The 22,850-nt window shown below is 70.5% G+C and carries 22 protein-coding genes; 16 read left to right on the forward strand and 6 right to left on the reverse strand.

Annotated features, from left to right (window positions below):
• Window positions 1-126 precede the first annotated feature (126 nt).
• Together E0500_RS19695 and E0500_RS19700 are read left to right on the forward strand one after the other, a co-directional pair.
• Window positions 127-1,254: a ferrochelatase gene (locus E0500_RS19695; protein ID WP_131563520.1), complete on the forward strand. Its 1,128-nt coding sequence runs from the start codon at window positions 127-129 to the stop codon at window positions 1,252-1,254.
• An 8-nt stretch (window positions 1,255-1,262) separates the two neighbouring features.
• Window positions 1,263-2,084, forward strand: coding sequence for an inositol monophosphatase family protein (locus tag E0500_RS19700; protein ID WP_309505103.1), 822 nt, complete (start codon window positions 1,263-1,265; stop codon window positions 2,082-2,084).
• 110 nt (window positions 2,085-2,194) lie between these two features.
• On the opposite strand, the gene E0500_RS19705 is transcribed toward E0500_RS19700, so the two are convergent.
• Window positions 2,195-2,359 carry a hypothetical protein gene (locus E0500_RS19705; RefSeq protein WP_165934996.1) on the reverse strand — a complete coding sequence of 55 codons (165 nt, stop codon included), beginning with the start codon at window positions 2,357-2,359 and terminating at the stop codon, window positions 2,195-2,197.
• A gap of 416 nt (window positions 2,360-2,775) precedes the next feature.
• Here E0500_RS19705 and E0500_RS19710 point away from each other — a divergent pair, with 416 nt between their 5' ends.
• From E0500_RS19710 to E0500_RS19725, 4 genes are all read left to right on the forward strand, one after another.
• Window positions 2,776-3,429 carry a response regulator transcription factor gene (locus tag E0500_RS19710; protein ID WP_131563521.1) on the forward strand — a complete coding sequence of 218 codons (654 nt, stop codon included), beginning with the start codon at window positions 2,776-2,778 and terminating at the stop codon, window positions 3,427-3,429.
• 5 nt (window positions 3,430-3,434) lie between these two features.
• Window positions 3,435-4,676 (forward strand): HAMP domain-containing sensor histidine kinase, encoded by a 1,242-nt coding sequence (locus E0500_RS19715; RefSeq protein WP_131563522.1) that lies wholly within the window; start codon window positions 3,435-3,437, stop codon window positions 4,674-4,676.
• Between the two features lie 469 nt (window positions 4,677-5,145).
• On the forward strand, window positions 5,146-5,442 hold the full coding sequence (locus tag E0500_RS19720) for a DUF4193 domain-containing protein (RefSeq protein WP_005481602.1): 297 nt from the start codon (window positions 5,146-5,148) through the stop codon (window positions 5,440-5,442).
• 13 nt (window positions 5,443-5,455) lie between these two features.
• Window positions 5,456-6,412 carry a hypothetical protein gene (locus E0500_RS19725; protein WP_165934997.1) on the forward strand — a complete coding sequence of 319 codons (957 nt, stop codon included), beginning with the start codon at window positions 5,456-5,458 and terminating at the stop codon, window positions 6,410-6,412.
• Between the two features lie 129 nt (window positions 6,413-6,541).
• On the opposite strand, the gene E0500_RS19730 is transcribed toward E0500_RS19725, so the two are convergent.
• Window positions 6,542-7,003 (reverse strand): DUF3093 domain-containing protein, encoded by a 462-nt coding sequence (locus E0500_RS19730; protein ID WP_131563523.1) that lies wholly within the window; start codon window positions 7,001-7,003, stop codon window positions 6,542-6,544.
• A 170-nt stretch (window positions 7,004-7,173) separates the two neighbouring features.
• Here E0500_RS19730 and E0500_RS19735 point away from each other — a divergent pair, with 170 nt between their 5' ends.
• The 8 genes from E0500_RS19735 (at window position 7,174) to E0500_RS19770 (ending at window position 14,503) form a co-directional block, all read left to right on the forward strand.
• A complete protein-coding gene (locus tag E0500_RS19735) occupies window positions 7,174-7,758 on the forward strand; it encodes a PaaI family thioesterase (protein ID WP_131563524.1) in 585 nt (194 codons plus the stop codon).
• Window positions 7,755-8,270, forward strand: a complete 516-nt coding sequence (gene dut, locus E0500_RS19740) for a dUTP diphosphatase (RefSeq protein WP_131563525.1) — start codon at window positions 7,755-7,757, stop codon at window positions 8,268-8,270. Before E0500_RS19735 ends, dut begins: the two co-directional genes overlap by 4 nt.
• A 1-nt stretch (window position 8,271) precedes the next feature.
• Window positions 8,272-9,033, forward strand: a complete 762-nt coding sequence (locus E0500_RS19745; RefSeq protein ID WP_131563526.1) for a DUF3710 domain-containing protein — start codon at window positions 8,272-8,274, stop codon at window positions 9,031-9,033.
• Window positions 9,034-9,232: 199 nt separating this feature from the next.
• Complete coding sequence (locus E0500_RS19750; protein ID WP_131563527.1) at window positions 9,233-9,913, forward strand: ABC transporter ATP-binding protein; 681 nt, start codon at window positions 9,233-9,235, stop codon at window positions 9,911-9,913.
• Window positions 9,914-10,042: 129 nt separating this feature from the next.
• Window positions 10,043-12,586, forward strand: a complete 2,544-nt coding sequence (locus E0500_RS19755) for a sensor histidine kinase KdpD (protein WP_131563528.1) — start codon at window positions 10,043-10,045, stop codon at window positions 12,584-12,586.
• Window positions 12,583-13,293, forward strand: a complete 711-nt coding sequence (locus tag E0500_RS19760; RefSeq protein WP_131563529.1) for a response regulator — start codon at window positions 12,583-12,585, stop codon at window positions 13,291-13,293. Before E0500_RS19755 ends, E0500_RS19760 begins: the two co-directional genes overlap by 4 nt.
• 55 nt (window positions 13,294-13,348) lie before the next feature.
• Entirely contained in the window at window positions 13,349-13,747 is a 399-nt protein-coding gene (locus E0500_RS19765) for an OB-fold nucleic acid binding domain-containing protein (protein ID WP_131563530.1), read from the forward strand.
• 3 nt (window positions 13,748-13,750) lie between these two features.
• Window positions 13,751-14,503: a DUF3159 domain-containing protein gene (locus E0500_RS19770; protein ID WP_131563531.1), complete on the forward strand. Its 753-nt coding sequence runs from the start codon at window positions 13,751-13,753 to the stop codon at window positions 14,501-14,503.
• A 103-nt stretch (window positions 14,504-14,606) separates the two neighbouring features.
• Here E0500_RS19770 and E0500_RS19775 read toward each other — a convergent pair whose 3' ends face one another.
• The gene (locus tag E0500_RS19775) at window positions 14,607-15,284 is read right to left on the reverse strand and encodes a TrkA family potassium uptake protein (protein ID WP_131563532.1); all 678 of its coding nucleotides are present in this window, start codon (window positions 15,282-15,284) and stop codon (window positions 14,607-14,609) included.
• Window positions 15,284-15,955, reverse strand: a complete 672-nt coding sequence (locus tag E0500_RS19780; protein ID WP_131563533.1) for a TrkA family potassium uptake protein — start codon at window positions 15,953-15,955, stop codon at window positions 15,284-15,286. Before E0500_RS19780 ends, E0500_RS19775 begins: the two co-directional genes overlap by 1 nt.
• Before the next feature lie 700 nt (window positions 15,956-16,655).
• Here E0500_RS19780 and E0500_RS19785 point away from each other — a divergent pair.
• Complete coding sequence (locus E0500_RS19785; RefSeq protein ID WP_131563534.1) at window positions 16,656-18,710, forward strand: APC family permease; 2,055 nt, start codon at window positions 16,656-16,658, stop codon at window positions 18,708-18,710.
• Window positions 18,711-18,867: 157 nt separating this feature from the next.
• Window positions 18,868-20,196, forward strand: a complete 1,329-nt coding sequence (locus E0500_RS19790) for a class I SAM-dependent RNA methyltransferase (RefSeq protein WP_131563535.1) — start codon at window positions 18,868-18,870, stop codon at window positions 20,194-20,196.
• A gap of 536 nt (window positions 20,197-20,732) precedes the next feature.
• On the opposite strand, the gene E0500_RS43920 is transcribed toward E0500_RS19790, so the two are convergent.
• Window positions 20,733-20,855, reverse strand: coding sequence for a hypothetical protein (locus E0500_RS43920; protein ID WP_258572854.1), 123 nt, complete (start codon window positions 20,853-20,855; stop codon window positions 20,733-20,735).
• A gap of 359 nt (window positions 20,856-21,214) precedes the next feature.
• A complete protein-coding gene (locus E0500_RS19795; protein ID WP_131563536.1) occupies window positions 21,215-22,651 on the reverse strand; it encodes a hypothetical protein in 1,437 nt (478 codons plus the stop codon).
• Window positions 22,652-22,850: the final 199 nt, after the last annotated feature.

Consider the following 22,850-nt stretch of genomic DNA (forward strand, 5'->3'; position numbering starts at 1 on the left):
GATCCCGTAAGGCGTGATTGCAGCTGACACAGCTTACGGGTACGGCGCTCCCCCTGCACCCGCTCACGCCCCCCGGAACAAGGGCCGGGAACCCGGCTGTCACTGGTGGGTGGCAGGATCGTAGTCATGCCCGACGCACGCGACGCGACCCCCTACGACGCCCTGCTGCTCCTCTCGTTCGGAGGACCCGAGGGCCCGGACGACGTGGTCCCCTTCCTGGAGAACGTGACGCGGGGACGCGGCATCCCCAAGGAGCGGCTCAAGGAGGTGGGGCAGCACTACTTCCGGTTCGGCGGGGTCAGCCCCATCAACGGCCAGAACAGAGCGCTGCTCGACGCCCTCCGCAAGGACTTCGCCGAGCACGGCCTGGACCTGCCGGTCTACTGGGGCAACCGCAACTGGGCGCCGTACCTGACGGACACCCTGCGCGAGATGACCGCCGACGGCCGCCGCCGCGTCCTCGTCCTCGCCACGAGCGCCTACGCGTCGTACTCGGGCTGCCGCCAGTACCGCGAGAACCTCGCGGACGCGCTCGCCGCCCTGGAGACGGAGGGCCTTCAGCCGCCGAAGGTCGACAAGCTGCGGCACTACTTCAACCACCCCGGCTTCCTCGACCCCATGATCGACGGCCTCGTGGAATCCCTCGCCGACCTGCCCGAAGACGTACGGGACGGCGCCCACATCGCGTTCACCACGCACTCCATCCCGACCGCGGCCGCGGACACCTCAGGCCCGGTCGAGGACCACGGGGACGGCGGCGCGTACGTCGCGGAGCACCTGGACACCGCCCGGCTGATCGCCGACGCCGTGCGCGAGCGGACCGGTGCCGACCACCCCTGGCGGCTGGTCTACCAGTCGCGTTCCGGGGCGCCGCACATCCCGTGGCTGGAGCCCGACATCTGCGACCACCTGGAGGAGCTGCACGGCGCCGGGGTGCCGGCCGTCGTGATGGCGCCCATCGGGTTCGTCTCGGACCACATGGAGGTCCTGTACGACCTCGACACGGAGGCCACGGCCAAGGCCGAGGAGCTGGGCCTGCCCGTGCGCCGCTCGGCCACCGTGGGCGCGGACCCGCGGTTCGCCGCCGCGGTCCGGGACCTGGTCCTGGAACGCGCCGCGACCGAGCGCGGCGCGGACGTGACCCCCTGTGCCCTCGGGGCGCTCGGCCCGAGCCACAACCTGTGCCCCGTGGGCTGCTGCCCGGCCCGCGCCCCCCGTCCCGCCGCCGCGGGCGCCGACAGCCCGTACGCGTGAGGAGCATCGTGACCGACAAGTCAGCAGAGCAGCGGGGCCCTCTGCGGGCCGAGCTTCTGGAGATCGCGCTCGACGCGGCCACCCGCGCGGGCGCCTTCCTCCGCGACGGCCGCCCCGCGGACCTCGGCGTGGCCGCCACCAAGACCAGCGCCGTCGACGTCGTCACCGAGATGGACATCGCCTCCGAGAAGCTGATCACCGGCCTGCTGGCCGAGCGCAGGCCGGACGACGGTGTGCTCGGCGAGGAGGGCGCCAGCGTCGAGGGCAGCAGCGGCGTCCAGTGGGTGATCGACCCGCTCGACGGCACCGTCAACTACCTGTACGGCCTGCCCAGCTGGGCGGTGTCCATCGCGGCCCGGCTGCACGGCGAGACGGTCGTCGGAGTGGTCCACGCCCCGCTGCGCGGCGAGACCTTCCGGGCGGTCCTGGGGGAGGGGGCGTATGTGAACGGCCGCGCCGCGCGCGTGCGGCCCGCCGCCGCCCTGGAGGTCGCCCTCGTGGGCACTGGATTCGGCTATCTGGCCGACCGTCGGGCCAGGCAGGCCGAGGTGCTCCGCGAACTGCTCCCCCACGTGCGCGACATCCGGCGCGGCGGCTCGGCCGCCATCGACCTGTGCGACGTGGCGGTGGGCCGCCTGGACGGCTTCTACGAGCGCGGACTGAACCCCTGGGACTACGCGGCGGGCGACCTCATCGCCCGGGAAGCGGGCGCCCTGACCGGTGGCCGCCCCGGAGAGCCCCTCTCGACCGACCTGACCGTCGTGGCTCCACCAGGCCTCTTCGAGCCCCTCCAGGCCCGCCTGGAGGGGCTGGGAGCGTGGCACGACTGACGGCGCTCACGGCACGGCGTACGACGCCGGCTGACACCCCGTGAACGCCGAACGGGGCCCCGGCACTGGATCGATGCCGGAGCCCCGCTCGGACGAGCTGGTCAGACGCGTTACGCACTGACCTCCACACCGTGTTCGGCGGCGAGACGGTGCAGGTCGTCGAGTTCGCCCTGCTCGACCTCCACGAGGAAGTCGTCGCCCGTCTCGCGAGCCCGCGTCAGGTCGGACTCGGTTGCCCTTATGCGCTGCAAAAGTCCTGCGGTGAATGCGTCCATGCTGCGCCCCCTCGTCCTGGGTCGTGGGTCGGTGGCACGGGGGTGTGCCGTTCGGAAGGGGCGATCACGTCTCTTGTGGATGCCCAGCGCTGCCCGTGCTGGGCGGCGACGGTGCCGGACACCCACGCCCGCCCTGCGGAAAGCGGATCGCGACGTACCGCATGGTGGTGCGGTACAAGCAGAGTGTGATCGCGGGGTGTAAAGCCGTCCTCCCCTCACACCGTTCCGGGGAAACCTCAACCGGACGAGATTTTCTCGTTTGCCCGGACTCCCGCGTTCCTCGCGCGCGGCCCGCACTCTGACTTACCGCCGACTTATGGCCGAAAAGGGCAGGATGGAGGTCACACACCCACGAAGACCCTGCTCGCGTGCGCCGAGGATGCGCCACGCGGGTGGACAGAGGAAGGACAAGCGACGTGCGCGTACTCGTCGTCGAGGACGAGCAGCTGCTCGCCGATGCGGTGGCCACCGGACTGCGCCGGGAGGCCATGGCCGTCGACGTCGTGTACGACGGTGCGGCCGCCCTGGAGCGCATCGGCGTCAACGACTACGACGTGGTCGTCCTCGACCGCGACCTTCCCCTCGTGCACGGTGACGACGTCTGCCGCAAGATCGTCGAGCTCGGCATGCCCACGCGCGTGCTGATGCTCACCGCGTCCGGCGACGTCAGCGACCGTGTCGAGGGCCTGGAGATAGGCGCCGACGACTATCTCCCCAAGCCGTTCGCCTTCAGCGAGCTCACCGCACGCGTGCGTGCCCTGGGGCGCCGGACGAGCGTGCCACTGCCACCCGTCCTGGAGCGCGCCGGCATCAAGCTGGACCCCAACCGCCGCGAGGTCTTCCGCGACGGCAGGGAGATCCAGCTCGCGCCCAAGGAGTTCGCCGTCCTGGAGGTGCTGATGCGCAGCGAGGGCGCCGTCGTCTCGGCCGAGCAGCTCCTGGAGAAGGCCTGGGACGAGAACACGGACCCCTTCACCAACGTCGTGCGCGTCACGGTGATGACCCTGCGCCGCAAGCTCGGCGAGCCCCCGGTCATCGTCACCGTGCCCGGCTCCGGTTACCGGATCTGATCCCGATGGCCGCGACACCCGCGCCGCCCAAGGCGCCCCCGAAGCCCACGTGGGACCCGAGGAAGCCGGAGCCGCCCTTCCCCTGGCTGCGCCCGACCATCCGGATAAGGCTCACGCTGCTGTACGGCGGCATGTTCCTGATCGCCGGGATCCTGCTGCTGTCGATCATCTATCTGCTGGCTGCCCAGGCCATCCACGAGGGCAGTGGCCAGTCGTTCCAGATCTCCGGCAGCGGCGTCACCATCCGCAGCGACACCTGCCCGGAGCTGAACAACGCGACCACCGACGACGCGCGCAACGCCGCGCTGAAGGCGTGCAACGACGCCCTGAAGCAGCACGCCCTGGACGGTCTGCTCAGCCGCTCCCTGCTGGCCCTGCTGGGCCTCGCCGTGATCGCGTTCGCCTTCGGCTACGCGATGGCGGGCCGGGTGTTGACGCCGCTCGGCCGGATCACCCGCACCGCGCGCGCGGTGGCGGGCTCGGACCTGTCCCGGCGGATCGAGCTGGACGGCCCGGACGATGAACTGAAGGAGCTGGCGGACACCCTCGACGACATGCTGGAGCGGCTGGAGCGGGCCTTCACGGCCCAGCAACGGTTCGTCGGGAACGCCTCGCACGAGCTGAGAACCCCGCTCGCGATCAACCGCACGCTCCTGGAAGTGCATCTGTCCGATCCGAACGCTCCCATGGAGCTGCAACAGCTCGGCAAGACGCTGCTGGCCACCAACGAACGCAGCGAGCAGCTCGTCGAGGGCCTGCTGCTGCTCGCCCGCAGTGACAACCAGATCGTCGAGCGCAAGCCCGTGGACCTGGCGGAGGTCGCCTCGCAGGCCGTCGACCAGGTGCACGCCGAAGCGGAGGCCAAGGGCGTGGAGATCCGCGGCGAGCGCGCCCCGGCGGTCGTCCAGGGCAATGGCGTCCTGCTGGAGCGGATCGCTCTGAACCTCGTCCAGAACGCCGTCCGGTACAACGTGCCGGAGAACGGCTGGGTCGAGGTGGTGACCGAGTTCCAGCACGGCCAGGCGGTCCTGGTCGTCACGAACACCGGGCCGGTGGTCCCCGCGTACGAGATCGACAACCTCTTCGAGCCTTTCCGGCGGCTGCGCACCGAGCGCACGGGGAGCGACAAGGGGGTGGGCCTCGGCCTGTCGATCGCCCGGTCCGTGGCCCGCGCGCACGGCGGCCACATCGCCGCCCGTCCGCGCGAGGGAGGTGGACTCGTGATGCGGGTCACTCTGCCGACCTGAAAGTCGGGCGGCTCGAGGGTCCAGAGGGGCGCGAGATCCGGCCGACCTGAGATGCGGGAGGCCGTGCTGATCTGACATCATGCCGCCGACACAACGACCGTGTTCGCTTTGGGCGGAATTTTCCTCGCGCGCAAGCGTGAAGATCGTGTGTGATCGATCACAGGGGCGAATTTCCGGCCATCTACTCTCCGTGATCATGTGGCTGTCGGAAAGCCGGGAAAATCCGGGTTTTCGACCATCTTGATCACGGGAAGTACACGGTGAGACGCCTTTGAAGTGCGGCCCATGGACCGTGTACGGTCCCGTTCGCCATCCAAGCCGATCACTCTTGAGGGGTCCGGTTGGGTGTCGATTGAGTAACAGACCTTGATGTGAGGCAAAATCTCCGCCTCGGGTCGGGCACAAGTCCGGCCTCTCACGCGTTACGTGCGCTGGAGACACCGTAGACACCCAGAGGGGGAGAGCGACAATGGCAACGGATTACGACACCCCACGCAAGACCGATGACGACGTCGATTCGGACAGCCTGGAAGAACTCAAGGCCCGGAGGAACGACAAGTCGACCTCGGCGGTTGACGTCGACGAGTTCGAGGCCGCCGAAGGCCTGGAACTGCCCGGCGCCGACCTCTCGAACGAGGAGTTGGCCGTCCGGGTCCTGCCCAAGCAGCAGGACGAGTTCACCTGCATGAGCTGCTTCCTGGTCCACCACCGCAGTCAGCTGGCCCGCGAGAAGAACGGCCAGCCGATCTGCCGCGACTGCGACTGAGGCGGGGTCGGCCGTGACTGGCTCGACCCCTCCCTGGAAGCGCCGCTTCCGCAAGGAGGCGGACGAAGAGCCGTACGACGGCTCTCAAGGCGTGCGTGATGAAGGGCGGGGCTCCTCCGAACCCGGAGCCTCGCTCGAACGCACGTCTGGCACGGCGTCGGGGGGCGCCCAGGACGCGGACACCGCGGACGCGCAGCCGGGCCTTCCGGTCCCGGCGGACTCTCCGGCGCCGGCCGCCCGGCCTCGCACGGAGGTCGTCAGGGACGCGCTCTGGCAAGGCATCGAGGGCGCCCGTAAAGGTGGCAGCCGGGCCAGGGCCGCCCTGGCGCAGCTCGCCGACCGCATCGTCGACATAGCCCCGCGGATTCCCGTGCGGGACCTCGCGACCCTGCGCAGGCAGTTCCCGGGCCTGGGGCCCGAGGAGATCGCGGACAGACTCGTCGCCGGCGCGGCCAACGCCTCGTCGACGGTGGGCGCCGGAATCGGAGCCGCCGCGATGCTGCCGGTGCCGCCCGCGATGCCCACGGAACTGGCCGCCGAGATCACCGGGGTCGCCGCGATCGAGCTCAAACTGATCGCCGAGCTGTACGAGGTGTACGGAGTACGGCCGCCGGGGAACGTGAAGCAGCGCAGTACCGCCTATCTGAGCTCCTGGACCGGGGAGCGCGGGATCGACGTGGTCAAGCCGTCGACGATCAACGCCGCGCTGGGCGGTCAGATGAAGCGGGAGCTGCGCCAGCAGATCATGAAGCGCACGGTGCGCAATCTGCCGAACCTGATGCCGTTCATGGTGGGGGCGGCCGTCGGAGCGGTCATGAACCGCCGCGACACCAAGAACCTCGCCGAGCGCATCCGCAAGGACCTCCGCAGAATCCAGGTCCCGTGGGACGCGCTGCCCGAGCTGCCGCCGCTGGAGAAGCCGGCGGATCCGCTGCGGGTGGGAGAGATCCCGAAGGAGCTGGGCCGCTGACGCCGGCTGCCGTACTCGGCAGCCGGGCCGCTACGGCGGGCGAGAACGCCTCTGGGCCCCGCACAGCCCCGCACGGGACACCGCAGTACAGAGACGGCCCGAGAACCCGGATGTACCGCTCGCGGCGGACTACACCGTGGTGCGAGCCGTTTCCAGGGCCGCTGACAGGCGCTCGGGCTCCCGTGTCGAGAGGTACACGTAGGGCGTGGGGTCCGCCGGGTCCGTGACCGGGATACGCAGGGCCGTGGGGATGTAGGCACGCAGGAGCATGAAGGCGCGCGGATCCGCCTTGTGCGTGCGCCAGGCGCGGGCCTCCTCCGGGTCCAGGACCTCGGCGTCGCCGAGTGCGCTCACCGGGATCTTCGCCTCGCCCGCGATCAGCGCGCCGCCGACCACACGGACACGGACCGAGCCGTACGAGCTGGCCACGACCGCCGAGACCGCCGTGCCCCCGACCAGCCCGCCCAGCAGCGGGAGCGTGCCGAAGGGGAGCAGGATCAGAGCCATGGCCACGCCGACCAGAGCGCAGATCAGCCACCAGGAGCGGGGCGCGGTGAGACGTTCTTCGTACGGCGACGCGGAGGGCTGCATGGCGACAAGCTTGGCACGGTGCCTGACTTGTGCAGGATTCGGGGCGGTCCGCGCGAAGCGCTGTCGGGCCGCACGGTGGTGGGCGACGGATGACGGCCGGGGCGGTCTGCGCGGAGCGCTGTCCGGTACGGCGGTGGTGGGAGGCGGGCGGGCAGGTAAGGTCTGCGGCTGTGAGTGGTAGTTCCTCAGCCCTGAAGCCTCCGGCCGACGCCCTGGCGCCCGTGCGGCACCCCGCGGCGCCCGCCCCCGGCGAGCTGCTCGGGGCGCACTACGGCCAGTGCTTCGGATGCGGGGGCGAGCAGCCGCACGGGCTGCTTCTGGAGGCCAGGGCCGGTGAGGGCGTTTCGCTGACCGCCGAGTTCACCGTGCAGCCCGCCCATCAGGGCGCCCCGGGCCTCGCCCACGGCGGTGTGCTGGCGACCGCGCTCGACGAGACCCTCGGCTCGCTCAACTGGCTGTTGCGCACCATCGCCGTGACCGGGCGGCTTGAGACGGACTTCATGCGGCCCGTGCCCGTCGGCACCGTGCTGCATCTGGAGGCCCGCGTGACCGCCGTGGCCGGACGGAAGATCTACTCGACCGCCACGGGGCGTATCGGCGGCCCCGACGGCCCCGTCGCCGTCCGCGCCGACGCGCTCTTCGTCGAGGTGAAGGTCGACCACTTCATCGACAACGGCCGTCCGGAGGAGATCCGGGCCGCCATGGACGACCCGGACCAGGTCCGGCGTGCCCGCGCCTTCGAGGTGAACCCGTGAGCCGTACGCCCGTGAACGTGCTGATCCGGCGCGTCGACGCGGAGGTTCCCCTTCCGGAATACGCGCACCCCGGGGACGCGGGCGCGGATTTGCGCACCACCGAGGCCCGTGAACTGGCGCCGGGAGAGCGAGCGGTTCTGCCCACCGGGGTGTCGATCGCTCTCCCTGAGGGGTACGCGGCCTTCGTGCACCCGCGTTCCGGTCTCGCCGCCCGCTGTGGTGTCGCCCTCGTGAATGCCCCGGGGACGGTTGATGCCGGGTACCGTGGGGAGATCAAGGTGATCGTGGTGAATCTCGACCCGCACGAGCCAGTGCGGTTCGAGCGCTTCGACCGGATTGCCCAGCTGGTCGTCCAGCAGATCGAGAAGGTCCGCTTCCAGGAGGTGGCGGAGCTTCCCGACTCGGCGCGGGCCGACGGGGGCTTCGGGTCCACTGGCGGTCATGCCGCCGTGGGCGGCAGAACGGGTGGGAATCGATACGCTTCGGTCGTATCCGACCGGGAAGGACAGTGACGTGTTCGGACGTCGCAAGAAGAAGGGTGCCGCCGAGGACGCGGCCGGCGAGGCCGAGCAGGTCGTCGACAGCGTCGACACCGAGGCGGACGAAGAAGGCGAGCGCGAGCGCGTACGGCTGGAGCCGGCGCCGCGCCCCGAAGGACCCTGGGACAGCTCCGAGGTGCGCGAGCCCGGCGAGGGCCGGGTCGACCTGGGCGGCCTTTTCGTGCCCGGGGTCGACGGCATGGAGCTGCGGGTCGAGGTCGCGGGCGACGCGATCGTCGCGGCGACCGTCGTGCTGCGCGACAGCGCCGTCCAGCTGCAGGCCTTCGCCGCGCCCAAGCGCGAGGGCATCTGGGGCGAGGTGCGCGAGGAGATCGCCACCGGCATCACGCAGCAGGGCGGAGTCATCGACGAGGTCGAGGGCCCGCTGGGCTGGGAGCTGCGGGCCCAGGTGCCGGTACAGCTGCCGGACGGGACGGGCGGCTTCCAGGTCGTACGGTTCATCGGTGTGGACGGGCCGCGCTGGTTCCTGCGGGGAGTGATCTCCGGCCGGGGCGCGGTGGAGCCGGAGACCGCGGGGCTGCTGGAGCAGATCTTCCGGGACACGGTCGTCATCCGGGGTGAGGGCCCGATGGCCCCCCGCGACCCGATCGTCCTGAAGCTGCCGAACGACGCGCAGATGGTCCCCGAGGGCGTCCAGCAGGAGGAGCAGGGGTCCCGCTTCGCCGGCGGCATGGGTCAGCTGCAGCGCGGACCGGAGATCACCGAGGTCCGCTAGCCCTGAGCATGCACGGGACCGCATGGGCCGTACCCCGACGGGTGCGGCCCATTGTCATGTCCGGACTCTTCGCGCCTCGTGAGCTGTCGGCACTCGGGGCGGGTGACGCAAGGGGGGCCTCGGCGTGCGTCGAACCATTGATCGGCCGGGTGCCCGGTGACCATACTGGGCGTTCGGCCGACGGGGAGGGCGAGGGGCCATGGGGGACACGATGGTGCGCGTCGAGAACGTGCACCGCTCGTACGGCGGCGGCGCGGCCGCCGTGCACGCGCTGCGCGGCGTCTCCTTCGACGTGCCGCGCGGTGAACTCGTCGCCCTCAAGGGCCGTTCCGGGTCGGGGAAGACCACCCTGCTGAACCTCGTCGGCGGGCTCGACGAGCCGGACGAGGGGCGGATCACGATCGACGGGCTCGATCTGTCCGGGCTGGGCGAGGACGGGTTGCTGGAGCTGCGCCGGGACCGCGTCGGGTTCGTGTTCCAGTCCTTCGGGCTGATCCCCATCCTCACGGCCGCCGAGAACGTGGGCGTGCCCCTGCGGCTGCGCCGGACCGAGCCCGCCGAGCGCGAGGAACGCGTGGAGCTGCTGCTCTCCCTCGTGGGCCTCGCCGATCACGCCGAGCAGCGGCCCGGCGAGCTGTCGGGCGGCCAGCAGCAGCGCGTGGCCATCGCCCGCGCGCTCGCCAACAACCCCTCGCTCCTCATCGCCGACGAGCCCACCGGCCAGCTCGACGCCGAGACCGGCCACGCCGTCATGGAGCTGTTGCGCGCCGTCGTCCGCAGCGAGCGGGTCACCGCGCTGGTCGCCACGCACGACGCGACGCTCCTCGATCTCGCCGACCGGGTTCTGGAACTGCGGGACGGGGAGATCGTGGAGCACTGACCCCGGTCATCGCTGCGTCAGAGTTCCGTCAAAGAGCGATCACGGCCCACCCCGTCGCCCTCTTTGTCGTGATTGTTGGCCGTAAGGTCGACGCTGCGTGCACAGCTGTGACGGGAAGACAATGAGGCCATGGGACGCGGCAAGCTTCGGATCTACCTCGGTGCGGCACCGGGCGTCGGCAAGACGTACGCCATGCTCTCCGAGGCGCACCGCCGCGTGGAGCGGGGCACCGACTGCGTGGTCGGCTTCGTGGAGCACCACGACCGGCCGCGCACCGAGGTGATGCTGCACGGCCTGGAACAGGTTCCGCGCCGGGAGCTGGCCTACCGCGACGCCGTGTTCACCGAGATGGACGTGGACGCCGTGCTCCGGCGCGCCCCGGCCGTCGCCCTGGTGGACGAGCTCGCTCACACCAACGTGCCGGGCTCCCGCAACGACAAGCGCTGGCAGGACGTCGAGGAGCTGCTCGCGGCGGGCATCAACGTGATATCGACCGTCAACATCCAGCATCTGGAGTCTCTCGGTGACGTCGTCGAGTCGATAACGGGTGTACGGCAGCGGGAGACCCTCCCCGACGAGGCGGTGCGGCGGGCGGACCAGATCGAACTGGTCGACATGTCGCCGCAGGCGCTGCGCCGCCGTATGGCGCACGGCAACATCTACAAGTCCGACAAGGTCGACGCGGCGCTGTCGAACTACTTCCGCCCGGGCAACCTCACCGCCCTGCGCGAACTGGCGCTGCTGTGGGTGGCCGACCGCGTCGACGAGTACCTGAACGAGTACCGCAGCGAACACCGGGTGTCGGCGATCTGGGGTTCGCGGGAGCGGATCGTGGTCGGCCTGACGGGCGGGCCGGAGGGGCGGACGCTGATCCGCCGGGCGGCACGGCTGGCGGAGAAGGGCGCCGGGGGCGAGGTGATGGCCGTCTACATCGCCCGCAGCGACGGGCTGACCTCCGCCTCGCCCAAGGAACTCGCCGTGCAGCGCACGTTGGTGGAGGACCTGGGCGGCACCTTCCACCATGTGGTCGGCGACGACATCCCGGCGGCTCTGCTGGACTTCGCGCGCGGGGTGAACGCCACCCAGATCGTGCTGGGAGTGTCGCGCCGCAAGAGCTGGCAGTACGTCTTCGGGCCGGGGGTCGGCGCGACGGTCGCCCGGGAATCCGGGCCGGACCTGGACGTCCACCTGATCACGCATGCCGAGGCGGGCAAGGGACGCGGACTGCCTGTCGCCCGGGGCGCGCGCCTGGGCCGGGCCCGGGTCATCACGGGCTGGCTGACCGGTGTGCTCGGCCCGGTCGTTCTCGCGCTGCTGCTCAACACCGTCGACCTCGGCCTCGCCAACGACATGCTGCTGTTCCTGGCGGTGACCGTGGCCGCCGCGCTCGTCGGCGGCCTGTATCCGGCCCTCGCCGCGGCGGCGTTCGGCTCGCTGCTGCTGAACTACTACTACACGCCGCCGCTGCACCGGCTGACCATCGCCGACCCCAGGAACATCGTCGCCCTCGCGATCTTCGTCGGTGTCGCCGTGTCGGTCGCCTCCGTGGTCGACCTGGCGGCCCGACGCACCCATCAGGCGTCCCGGTTGCGCGCCGAGTCCGAGATCCTCTCGTTCCTCGCGGGCAGTGTGCTGCGCGGCGAGACCAGGCTGGAGGAGCTCCTGGAACGGGTTCGGGAGACCTTCGGAATGGAGTCGGTGGCCCTGCTGGAGCGGGAGAGCGACGTGGCGCCATGGACCTGCGCGGGCCGTGTGGGCGGTGGACTGCTGGTCGGGCGCCCGGACGACGCGGACGTGGACATGCCGGTCGGCGACCACATGGCGCTCGCGCTGTCCGGGCGCGTCCTGCCCGCCTCCGACCGCCGGGTGCTCGCCGCCTTCGCCGCGCAGGCCGCCGTCGTACTCGACCGCCAGCGGCTCCAGCACGAGGCCGAGCAGGCCCGCGCGCTGGCAGAGGGCAACCGCATCCGCACCGCGCTGCTCGCCGCCGTCAGCCACGACCTGCGCACCCCGCTGGCCGCCATCAAGGCCGCCGTGTCCTCCCTGCGCTCCGACGACGTGGCCTGGTCGGAGGAGGACCAGGCCGAGTTGCTCGAAGGCATCGAGGAGGGCGCCGACCGGCTCGACCACCTCGTGGGCAACCTCCTGGACATGTCACGCCTGCAGACCGGCACCGTCACCCCGCTGATCCGCGAGATCGACCTCGACGAGGTGGTGCCGATGGCACTCGGCGGGGTGCCCGAGGACAGCGTGGAGCTGGACGTCCCCGAGACCCTGCCCATGGTCGCCGTGGACGCGGGGCTGCTGGAGCGGGCGGTCGCCAACATCGTCGAGAACGCCGTCAAGTACAGCCCGCCCGGAGCACGCGTCCTGGTGGCCGCGAGCGCGCTCGCGGACCGCGTGGAGCTCCGCGTCGTCGACCGCGGCCCAGGTGTCCCCGACGACGCCAAGGACCGCATCTTCGAGCCCTTCCAGCGCCACGGCGACGCCCCGCGCGGAGCGGGCGTGGGCCTGGGCCTCGCCGTCGCCCGAGGGTTCGCCGAGGCGATGGACGGCACACTGAACGCCGAGGACACCCCCGGCGGCGGACTCACCATGGTGCTCACCCTCCGGGCTGTGGACGCGGTCCAGGCCCCCGCACGACTCGCAGAACCGGAAAGGCAGGTCTCATGAGCCCTGAGGGGACCCCCCAGGCCGTCACGAGGGTGCTCGTGGTCGACGACGAGCCGCAGATAGTGCGCGCCCTCGTGATCAACCTGAAGGCACGCAGTTACGAGGTCGACGCGGCCCACGACGGCGCCACCGCGCTCCGGCTCGCCGCCGCCCGCCACCCCGACGTCGTCGTCCTGGACCTCGGCCTGCCCGACATGGACGGCGTCGAGGTGATCAAGGGGCTGCGCGGCTGGACCCGGGTGCCGATCCTGGTCCTGTCCGCCCGCCACTCCTCCGACGAGAAGGTCGAGGCGCTCGACGCGGGCGCCGACGACTACGTGACCAAGCCCTTCGGCATGGACGAGCTCCTCGCCCGCCTCCGCGCCGCCGTCCGCCGGGCCGAGCCCATCGGGGGCGGCGGGGACGACGTGGTCGTGGACACCGACGACTTCACCGTCGACCTGGTCGCCAAGAAGGTCAACAAGGGCGGCAGGGACGTGCGCCTCACACCCACGGAATGGCATCTGCTGGAGGTCCTCGTCCGCAACACCGGCCGCCTGGTCAGCCAGAAGCAGCTCCTCCAGGAGGTCTGGGGGCCGTCGTACGGCACGGAGACGAACTACCTCCGGGTCTACATGGCCCAGCTCAGGCGGAAACTGGAGGCGGACCCGTCGCATCCGAAGCACTTCGTCACGGAGCCGGGCATGGGTTACCGGTTCGAGAAGTAGGGCGTGACGTACACGGGCTCATCCCGTGTCGGTGGCCCCCGGTAGGCTTTCCGGTATGAGTGCTGCCCCTCGTTCCGACAAGCCGGCGGGCCGCTTCCGGCGCATGCTCGACCGGCTCTCCTCGTCCCAGGAGGACCTGGAGTCCGAGGAGCTGCGCGAGGACGCGGACACGGCGGGTTGCACCCGCATCTGCGACTGTCACGACCGCCAGATAGTGACGGTTACTGGTACCTTGCGCACGGTTACGCTGCGCCCGCGGGCCGGAGTCCCGGCCCTGGAGGCCGAGCTGTTCGACGGTTCGGCCGCCCTGGACGTGGTGTGGCTCGGCAGGCGCTCCATCGTCGGGATAGAGCCGGGGCGCAAGCTGATCGCATCCGGCCGGATCTCGATGAGCCGGGGCCGTAGAGTGCTGTTCAACCCTAAGTACGAACTGAGACCGCTCGGACGGGAGTAGCCGGTGACGTCGCTCGACAAGCCGACCGAAGACGCCCAGGACGATTCGAGGGCGGTGACGGAGGCCGCGCTGTTCGAGGCGTTCGGTGGCGTCCGGGGCATGGTCGAGACGGTCCTGCCCGGCCTGCTCTTCGTCACGATCTACACGATCAACAAGGACCTGCACTCGTCCGCCATCGCGGCCCTCGTCGTCTCGCTGCTGCTCGTGGTGGTCCGTCTGGTGATGAGGGACACCATGAAGCACGCCTTCAGCGGTGTCTTCGGTGTCGCCTTCGGCGTGGTCTTCGCGATGATGACCGGCAACGCGAAGGACTTCTACCTGCCGGGCATGCTCTACACGCTGGGCCTCGCCCTCGCGTACATCATCACGACGCTCGCGGGCGTGCCGCTGCTCGGTCTGATCCTCGGCCCGGTCTTCAAGGAGAACCTCTCCTGGCGCACCCGCAACCCCGGCCGCAAGAAGGCGTACACGAAGGCGAGTTACGCCTGGGGGCTGATCCTGCTCGCCAAGTGCGCGATTCTGTTCCCCCTCTACTGGTGGGCTGACACGACCCAGCTCGGCTGGGTGCTGGTCGCGTTGAAGATTCCGCCGTTCCTGCTGGCGGTGTGGCTGACGTGGGTCTTCCTGGCGAAGGCCCCGGCCCCCATCGACGTCTTCGCCGAGATGGAGGCGGAGGAGCGCGCGGAGGAGGAGCGCCGGGCCGCGGAACGGGAGCAGGACGAAGCGGCCGCGGGCCGTCACCGCCGAGAGATGTAACGCCGTTTGCCTGTATGTGGATGGGGGCGCCCGGAGATCTCCGGGCGCCCCCATCCACATACAGGCAAACGCACGACACATACGGGCGACGTACGAGCGGCAGTCAGTCCGTCGCGTCCTGGCGCCGTACCGAGAGCAGGTCCTCCAGCTGTTCCTCACGCGCCTGGGCGGCCACGAACAGCAGCTCGTCGCCGGCCTCCAGGGAGTCCTCCCGGGTCGGGGTGAGGACGCGGGTGCCGCGGATGATGGTCACCAGGGAGGTGTCCTCGGGCCACGCGACCTCGCCGACCTGGGTGCCGGCCAGGGCCGACTCCGGGGGGAGGGTGAGCTCGACGAGGTTGGCGTCGCCGTGGCTGAAGCGGAGCAGGCGGACCAGGTCGCCGACGCTGACCGCCTCCTCCACGAGGGCCGACATCAGGCGCGGGGTCGAGACGGCCACGTCCACGCCCCAGGCCTCGTTGAACAACCACTCGTTCTTGGGGTTGTTGACCCGGGCCACGACGCGCGGGACGCCGTACTCGGTCTTGGCCAGCAGCGAGACGACGAGGTTCACCTTGTCGTCGCCGGTCGCCGCGATGACCACGTTGCACCGCTGCAGCGCGGCCTCGTCCAGCGAAGTGATCTCGCAGGCGTCGGCCAGCAGCCACTCCGCCTGGGGGACGCGCTCGACCGAGATGGCGGTCGGCGCCTTGTCGACGAGAAGGACCTCGTGACCGTTCTCCAGCAGTTCGCCCGCGATCGAGCGGCCGACCGCGCCGGCTCCGGCAATGGCGACCCTCATCAGTGACCGCCCTCCTCATCGGGCCCCTCGGCGAAGGACGCCTCGACCTTCTCGACATCGTCCGTGCGCATCATGACGTGCACCAGGTCGCCCTCCTGGAGCACCGTCTGCGAGGTGGGCAGGATGGCCTCGCCCAGCCGGGTGAGGAAGGCGACGCGGACGCCGGTCTCCTCCTGCAGCTTGCTGATCTTGTGGCCCACCCAGGCCGTCGAGGCGTGCACCTCGGCGAGCTGCACCCCACCGGTGGGATCGCGCCACAGTGGCTCGGCCCCGGAGGGCAGCAGCCGGCGCAGCATCTGGTCGGCGGTCCAGCGGACCGTGGCGACCGTCGGAATGCCCAGCCGCTGGTAGACCTCGGCGCGGCGCGGGTCGTAGATACGTGCCGCCACGTTCTCGATGCCGAACATCTCACGGGCCACCCGCGCGGCGATGATGTTCGAGTTGTCACCGCTGGAGACGGCGGCGAACGCGCCCGCCTCCTCGATGCCCGCCTCGCGCAGGGTGTCCTGGTCGAAGCCGACTCCGGTGACTCGACGGCCGCCGAACCCGGAGCCCAGCCGCCGGAAGGCGGTGGGGTCCTGGTCGACCACCGCGACCGTGTGCCCCTGTTGCTCCAGGGTCTGGGCGAGAGCGGAGCCCACTCGTCCGCAGCCCATGATGACAATGTGCACGGCCTACACCACGCTTTCCACAGGCCATCTGGCCCGTGTCCATGTCTTGCTCATGTCCTTCTCTCGGCTCGGCGGGCGACACGTGCGGCCGGCTTGCGGGCCGCCAGGCAACATCATGCCGGTGAATTCCGGCCGTTGCCCCGGCCGGGGCCCGGGGTGCCGGTTGCCGGATGCCTGTGTCCAACGTATCTGCCCGACCGCACGGGCCGATGACGGGCCCGGTGTCCCCGGTGGCGATCCGGCCAACGAGGCCCGTGCGAGTCGAACACAAGAGCTATTGTCCGTCCGTCGTGAGACGTGACACATCACGGACCGCATGACGGACCACATGCGACGGCCGGGGCCTCACGGAAAACTCGCCCGGCAAGCCTCAGCGGCGGCTGATGCTGCGGATGCTGACGACCGTCAGGACAGCGAGACCGACGAGCGCGGCGGCGGCGCCGATGAGTTCGGCGGCGGCCCCGATGAGGTCCGCAGCATGCGTCATGAAGTCTCCAGGGCGGGTGGGAGGCGGATCTCGCCATGGGGGAGGCGGATTTCGTCATATAGCCATGGGGACGCCGTCCGCGCTGGAATCCGCAACCCGCCTCGGCCCCCGATTCACTCGGAGGGCAGACGGCGGGACGGGCCGCCGCCGGACGACCGGTCGGGGGTGGGGGAGGCTGGGCTCCCCGTACCCGGACCGCTTACGATCCCTTGCGTGTCCAAACTGACCGACGTGCCCAAACGGATCCTGATCGGGCGCGCATTGCGCAGTGACCGGCTGGGGGAAACCCTCCTGCCCAAGCGCATCGCACTCCCCGTCTTCGCTTCCGACCCGCTCTCCTCCGTGGCGTACGCGCCGGGCGAGGTGCTGCTGGTCCTCTCCATCGCGGGCGTGTCGGCGTACCACTTCAGCCCCTGGATCGCGGTCGCGGTCGTCGTGCTGATGTTCACCGTGGTGGCGTCGTACCGGCAGAACGTGCACGCGTACCCCAGCGGCGGCGGCGACTACGAGGTGGCGAACACCAACCTCGGCCCGAAGGCCGGCCTCACCGTCGCCAGCGCGCTGCTCGTCGACTACGTCCTCACCGTCGCCGTCTCCATCTCCTCCGGTGTGGAGAACCTCGGCTCCGCGATCCCCTTCTTCGTCGAGAACAAGGTGCTGTCCGCCGTCGGCATCATCGTGCTGCTGACGCTGATGAACCTGCGCGGGGTGAAGGAGTCCGGGAAGCTCTTCGCGATCCCGACGTACGTGTTCGTCGCGGGCGTCTTCATCATGATCGGCTGGGGCGCATACCGCGCTCTGGTGCTCGGCCAGACGATGGAGGCACCCACCGCCGGCTTCGAGATCAAGGCCGAGCACCAGGGGCTCGCCGGCTTCGCGCTGGTCTTCCTGCTGCTGCGCGCGTTCTCCTCCGGCTGTGCCGCGCTCACCGGCGTGGAGGCGATCTCCAACGGCGTGCCCGCCTTCCGCAAGCCCAAGTCGAAGAACGCGGCCACCACGCTGGCGATGATGGGCCTGCTCGCCGTCACCATGTTCTGCGGCATCATCGGCCTGGCCATGGCGACCAACGTCCGCATGGCCGAGAACCCCGCTCACGAACTGCTGGAGAACGGCGTCCCGGTCGGTGACGGCTACGTCCAGAACCCGGTGATCTCCCAGGTCGCGGCCGCCGTCTTCGGCGACGGCACGTTCTTCTTCGTCCTGCTCGCCGCCGCCACCGCCCTCGTACTGTTCCTGGCCGCCAACACCGCGTACAACGGCTTCCCGCTGCTCGGCTCGATCCTCGCCCAGGACCGCTACCTGCCGCGCCAGCTCCACACCCGTGGCGACCGGCTCGCGTTCTCCAACGGCATCGTGCTGCTCGCGGGCGCGGCCGGACTGCTCGTGTGGATCTACGGCGCCGATTCCACGCGCCTGATCCAGCTGTACATCGTCGGGGTGTTCGTCTCCTTCACGCTCAGCCAGACCGGCATGGTCCGGCACTGGAACCGTCACCTGAGGACGGAGCGGGACCCGGCCAAGCGGCGGCACATGGTCCGCTCCCGGGCCATCAATACCTTCGGCGCGTTCTTCACGGGTCTGGTGCTGGTCGTCGTCCTGGTCACCAAGTTCACGCACGGTGCGTGGGTGGCGCTGGTGGGCATGGTGATCTTCTACGCGACGATGACGGCGATCCGTAAGCACTACGACCGGGTCGCCGACGAGATCGCGGCACCGGAGGGCCCTAGCGACGACGCCGTACGCCCGTCCCGCGTCCACTCGGTGGTCCTGATATCGAAGATCCACCGTCCGACACTGCGTGCCCTCGCCTACGCCAAGCTGCTGCGCTCGCACACCCTGGAGGCGCTCAGCGTCAATGTCGACCCGGCCGAGACCAAGGCGCTCCAGGAGGAGTGGCACCGGCGCGGCATCGACGTACCGCTGAAGGTCCTGGACTCGCCGTACCGCGAGATCACGCGCCCGGTCATCGAGTATGTGAAGGGGCTGCGCAAGGAGTCCCCGCGCGACGTGGTGTCCGTGATCATCCCCGAGTACGTGGTCGGCCACTGGTACGAGCACCTGCTGCACAACCAGAGCGCCCTGCGGCTGAAGGGCAGGCTGCTGTTCACCCCGGGCGTGATGGTCACCTCGGTGCCGTACCAGCTGGAGTCCAGCGAGGCGGCGCGGAAGCGGGCCCGCAGGCGGCAGGAGTGGAACGCACCGGGCGCGGTGCGCCGGGGCGTCGCGGAACGGCCCAGGGAGACCAAGGCACCCAGCACCAGGAGCTGACCCGCACCGGCTGAGCGACGGGCTTGTGGTGAACGGCCGGGTGACACCCACGTAGACTTGTGGGCTGTTGTCCGGCCGCCGGCCTTTTCACGTCGTCGCGTGTCTGCGCACGTCTTCGCCCCTAACGTCTTGCTCAACGTCTTGGAGTCACCCCGCCATGCAGGCAGAAGAGAAGAAATCGCTGGTGGGGGAGGAGTACGAGGTCGAGATCGGCCCCGTCGCCCACGGCGGCCACTGCATCGCCCGTACCTCCACGGGCCAGGTCCTCTTCGTCCGGCACGCGCTGCCCGGTGAGCGGGTCGTCGCGCGGGTGACGGAGGGCGAGGAAGGGGCGCGTTTCCTGCGCGCCGACGCGGTGGAGGTGCTGTCGGCGTCCAAGGACCGCATCGAGGCCCCCTGCCCGTACGCCGGGCCGGGCCGCTGCGGGGGCTGCGACTGGCAGCACGCCAAGCCGGGCGCCCAGCGGCGGCTCAAGGGCGAGGTCATCGCCGAGCAGCTGCGGCGGCTCGCGGGCCTCACACCCGAGGAGGCGGGCTGGGACGGCACGGTGGTGCCGGCCGAGGGCGACAAGCTTCCGGCGGGCGAGGTCCCGGCGTGGCGCACACGGGTGCAGTACGCGGTGGACCCCGACGGCCGGGCCGGTCTGCGCCGCCACCGCTCGCACGAGGTCGAACCGGTCGACCACTGCATGATCGCGGCCCCCGGAGTGACCGAGCTGGGCATCGAGAAGCGGGACTGGACGGGCATGGCGTCCATCGAGGCGATCACGGCGACGGGTTCGCAGGACCGACAGGTGATCCTGACGCCGAAGCCGGGAGCGCGACTGCCCATCGTGGAGCTGGACAAGCCGGTGTCGGTGATGCGGGTCGGCGAGAAGGACGGCGGCGTCCATCGCGTCCACGGCCGCCCCTTCGTACGCGAACGCGCGGACGGCCGTACGTACCGGGTCGGCAGCGGCGGATTCTGGCAGGTGCACCCCAAGGCGGCCGACACCCTCGTCACCGCCGTGATGCAGGGACTGCTGCCGCGCAAGGGCGAGATGGCGCTGGACCTGTACTGCGGGGCGGGCCTCTTCGCGGGCGCCCTCGCGGACCGGCTCGGCGACAAGGGCGCGGTCCTCGGCATCGAGTCCGGCAAGCGTGCGGTGGAGGACGCCCGGCACAACCTCGCCGCGTTCGACCGCGTCCGCATCGAACAGGGCAAGGTGGACTCCGTCCTCCCGCGCACCGGCATCACCGAGGTCGACCTCATCGTCCTGGACCCGCCCCGCGCGGGCGCGGGCCAGAAGACGGTCCAGCACCTTTCGTCACTGGGCGCGCGAAGGATCGCCTACGTGGCCTGTGATCCGGCCGCGCTGGCACGGGACCTGGCGTACTTCCGGGAGGGCGGGTACCGGGTGCGGACGCTGCGGGCGTTCGATCTGTTTCCGATGACTTCGCACGTGGAGTGCGTGGCGATCTTGGAGCCCGCTGTGAAGGGGCTCTGACCTGCTAGTTCGTCTCGATTACGAGTATCGGTACGACCCGGCCGATCTCTTTCCAGGGCTACACGATGTTAAGTCTCGCCGTATGCCGGGGATGGCATCCGACCTGCGGTTCGACCAGTGGCCGGCATGGTGCCGCGCATCGGATCGTGACTTTCGCGCGAACCACCGGTGGCCATCATGGCGCTCGCCTGACGCTCGTACTGATGGTGCGTCAGGTATTCCTTGCACGCGGTCCGGTCCGTGCCCACTCGGTCCGGCCCGCCTGTGCGGAAGACGTCGCCGGCAGGTCCGACAACTCAGTCGGTGGGGGCCGGAGGGGACCGGTGTGGTGGCCTTCTCGGTAGGGCTCGGGCTGACCTGTGTCGCGCCGGGCTCGGCCGGCGCCAGGTCCAGTGCCGGTGCTGGTGCGGGGTGTCCGTGCCCACGTCCGTTGTCTCCCGAGTCATCCAGACCGATCCAGCGGTCGATGTGGCCGTCGCCGTAGGTCTGGAGCCTCTCGAAGACAAGCTCCTCGGTGTCCGGAAACTGGCGGGCGGTCAGAGACGAGTCGGCATCCCTTCACCGACGGCGAGTTCGGTGCCCGGCACCGTGCAACCACGGCTGGTGGTGTCGAAAATCCAGCCCGCAGGCCGTTCGTGGGTGATGTCAGAGGGAGACATGCCTCAGAGCGTGTGCTCTACGTCACAGGACGTGCCCGGAGTTCATGACGTGGGGGCGACGACAGCAGGTCAGGCGGCCGCGCCCCGGGCGAGTGACGTTTTGAAGCCGACCTGGAAAAGGCCTGAGCAGGACTTGGTCGCAATGGCGGGGAACGCGGCGCGGCGTCGGCCGGGGACCTACCGGGCGGCTTCGAGATGCGATCAGGGGCGGTAGATCATTTCGAGGAGGCCGACAGCGATGAGCATCCGGAGCCCACGCAGCCGGCCGACGATATCTGCGTCCCGGTGGAATCATTCGGCATCGCGTCTGTCCAGCGACTGCAGTCACCCGCCTACCACGGAATCGCCCGGGGATCCTCTCACTCCACGTCGTCCGCCACCCAGTCCCTGATGAGCGCCTGAGCCACGTCCATGAGCTGTCGATGGGCCAGTGGCTGGAGATGGGAGAGGAGATTGCGGGCGTCGCAGAGGATGTCCAGGCGGCGCCGCTGCTCGGTGGTGAGGGTGAGGAGACGGGAGGCGCGCTGGAGGTCGGCCACCTCCAACTCGACTAGCGGGGCGGCGGGGAACTGCTTCTTGACCTGGTACTGGGAGCGAGCCTGCTCGCGGAAATAGTCGAGGCTGATCTCCTTGCGCAGGAGGCCGGGCACCAGATCGATGAAGGCGGTGCGGGCCTCGTTCACCAAGGGCAGCAGGACGCGGTTCTGGGCGTGGCAGACGAGGGTGCGCAGCTCCGTGGAATCGGGGTCAAGAAGGTGGTGACCGAGGACAGGACGGACATGGCCGTCCCAGCTGTCGACGGTGCCGGTCGACCAGGCGTCGCGTAGTTCCGCGGAGGGGGCGGAGGCGTGGGCGGTGGACATGCGGTGGGCCCAGGTCCGGTCCAAGACTGCCGCCTCGCCGGGGAGGACGCCGGCCAGGGCGCGGCGCAGGGAGTCCAGGTCGCCGCCCTTCCACGTTTCCCGGAGGGCGAGTGCGCTGTCGATGTCGGGGCCGCAGACCTCGGCGACGACAGCGTCGGTCACCCGGTGGAGCAGTGCCTCGGCGGCCCCCGCGTTCGGACGGGGCCGCCAGGCGAGCAGGACCTCACTGTCGAGGCGGGTCCACACCCGCCACCACCAGTGCAGGGTGACGTGGTCGTGGCTCGGGCCGACGCCGAAGGCACTGCTGGGCAGGTCGCCCATGCGGGCGGCGATGAGGAAGCGGGGGCGGTGTCCCGCGTCCAGGCCCTCGTCTCGGAAAGTGGCATGGGCGGTGCGGAGCAGTCGGCCCGTCTCCTCGGGTGAGTCCTCGTCCCAGCCGCGCACCACGATCAGCGGCGGTGCGCTTGGCAGGGCGTCGTCCTCCGGACCGTCGTCGCCAGGAACGTCGTGCCGGAGCCGGTCCGCCCGCCTGATCAGCTCGCTCAACGGGTCGCCGGTGACACCAAGTTCCTTGGCCAAGCGCTCGCCGAGCGACATCGAGGTGAGCGCTGCGACGCCTGGGGCCGGGCCGCGGTGGCCGGAGGGCGGTGGAGGGCCGGCCGGGGCGGCGACCAGCGAGCCCAGCATCGCTCCGTAGGGGTCTTCGGCGTCGAAGCCGTCGTCATCGTGCCAGAGCGTGAAGTGGTTGCCCGCCCCGGCGGACGCAGCCTCCGGTCCGGGCGCGGTGGCGCGCTGGGGCGGGATGGCGACGGCGCTTCCATGGTCGCCGGGGCGGTCGGCGAGCAAGGTGATCGTGCCCGGCACCGGTATGGGTTCCTCGAATCGGTTGTACAGCTCCCTCAGGAACAGTTCCGCCCGGCCGGAGTCGACCATTGGGTCCGGGAAGTACCAGACGCAGCTGCGGCCGGATCTCAGGTCCCTCTCCAACCGGTCCAGGTGGCGGCGCGGGCCGGGAAGACGCACCAGGTCGCGCTCGGAAGCCGGCTTGGCAGGGACAGCGGCCCTGCTCTCCCGCCCTTGTGCCCCCTGCAGGCCATGCGCCCCGCCCGGCTCGTTTCCGCCCCACAGGCCG

Origin of the sequence: Streptomyces sp. KM273126, from assembly GCF_004337435.2 — a bacterium.
Lineage (GTDB): Bacteria > Actinomycetota > Actinomycetes > Streptomycetales > Streptomycetaceae > Streptomyces > Streptomyces acidicola.

Coding starts and splice junctions, on each gene's coding strand:
- E0500_RS19695 (WP_131563520.1), top strand. CDS start 127: ATGCCCGACGCACGCGACGCGACCCCCTACGACGCCCTGCTGCTCCTC.
- E0500_RS19705 (WP_165934996.1), bottom strand. CDS start 2,359: ATGGACGCATTCACCGCAGGACTTTTGCAGCGCATAAGGGCAACCGAG.
- E0500_RS19715 (WP_131563522.1), top strand. CDS start 3,435: ATGGCCGCGACACCCGCGCCGCCCAAGGCGCCCCCGAAGCCCACGTGG.
- E0500_RS19720 (WP_005481602.1), top strand. CDS start 5,146: ATGGCAACGGATTACGACACCCCACGCAAGACCGATGACGACGTCGAT.
- E0500_RS19730 (WP_131563523.1), bottom strand. CDS start 7,003: ATGCAGCCCTCCGCGTCGCCGTACGAAGAACGTCTCACCGCGCCCCGC.
- E0500_RS19750 (WP_131563527.1), top strand. CDS start 9,233: ATGGGGGACACGATGGTGCGCGTCGAGAACGTGCACCGCTCGTACGGC.
- E0500_RS19755 (WP_131563528.1), top strand. CDS start 10,043: ATGGGACGCGGCAAGCTTCGGATCTACCTCGGTGCGGCACCGGGCGTC.
- E0500_RS19760 (WP_131563529.1), top strand. CDS start 12,583: ATGAGCCCTGAGGGGACCCCCCAGGCCGTCACGAGGGTGCTCGTGGTC.
- E0500_RS19765 (WP_131563530.1), top strand. CDS start 13,349: ATGAGTGCTGCCCCTCGTTCCGACAAGCCGGCGGGCCGCTTCCGGCGC.
- E0500_RS19775 (WP_131563532.1), bottom strand. CDS start 15,284: ATGAGGGTCGCCATTGCCGGAGCCGGCGCGGTCGGCCGCTCGATCGCG.
- E0500_RS19790 (WP_131563535.1), top strand. CDS start 18,868: ATGCAGGCAGAAGAGAAGAAATCGCTGGTGGGGGAGGAGTACGAGGTC.
- E0500_RS43920 (WP_258572854.1), bottom strand. CDS start 20,855: ATGTCTCCCTCTGACATCACCCACGAACGGCCTGCGGGCTGGATTTTC.
- E0500_RS19795 (WP_131563536.1), bottom strand. CDS start 22,651: ATGGTCGACTCCGGCCGGGCGGAACTGTTCCTGAGGGAGCTGTACAAC.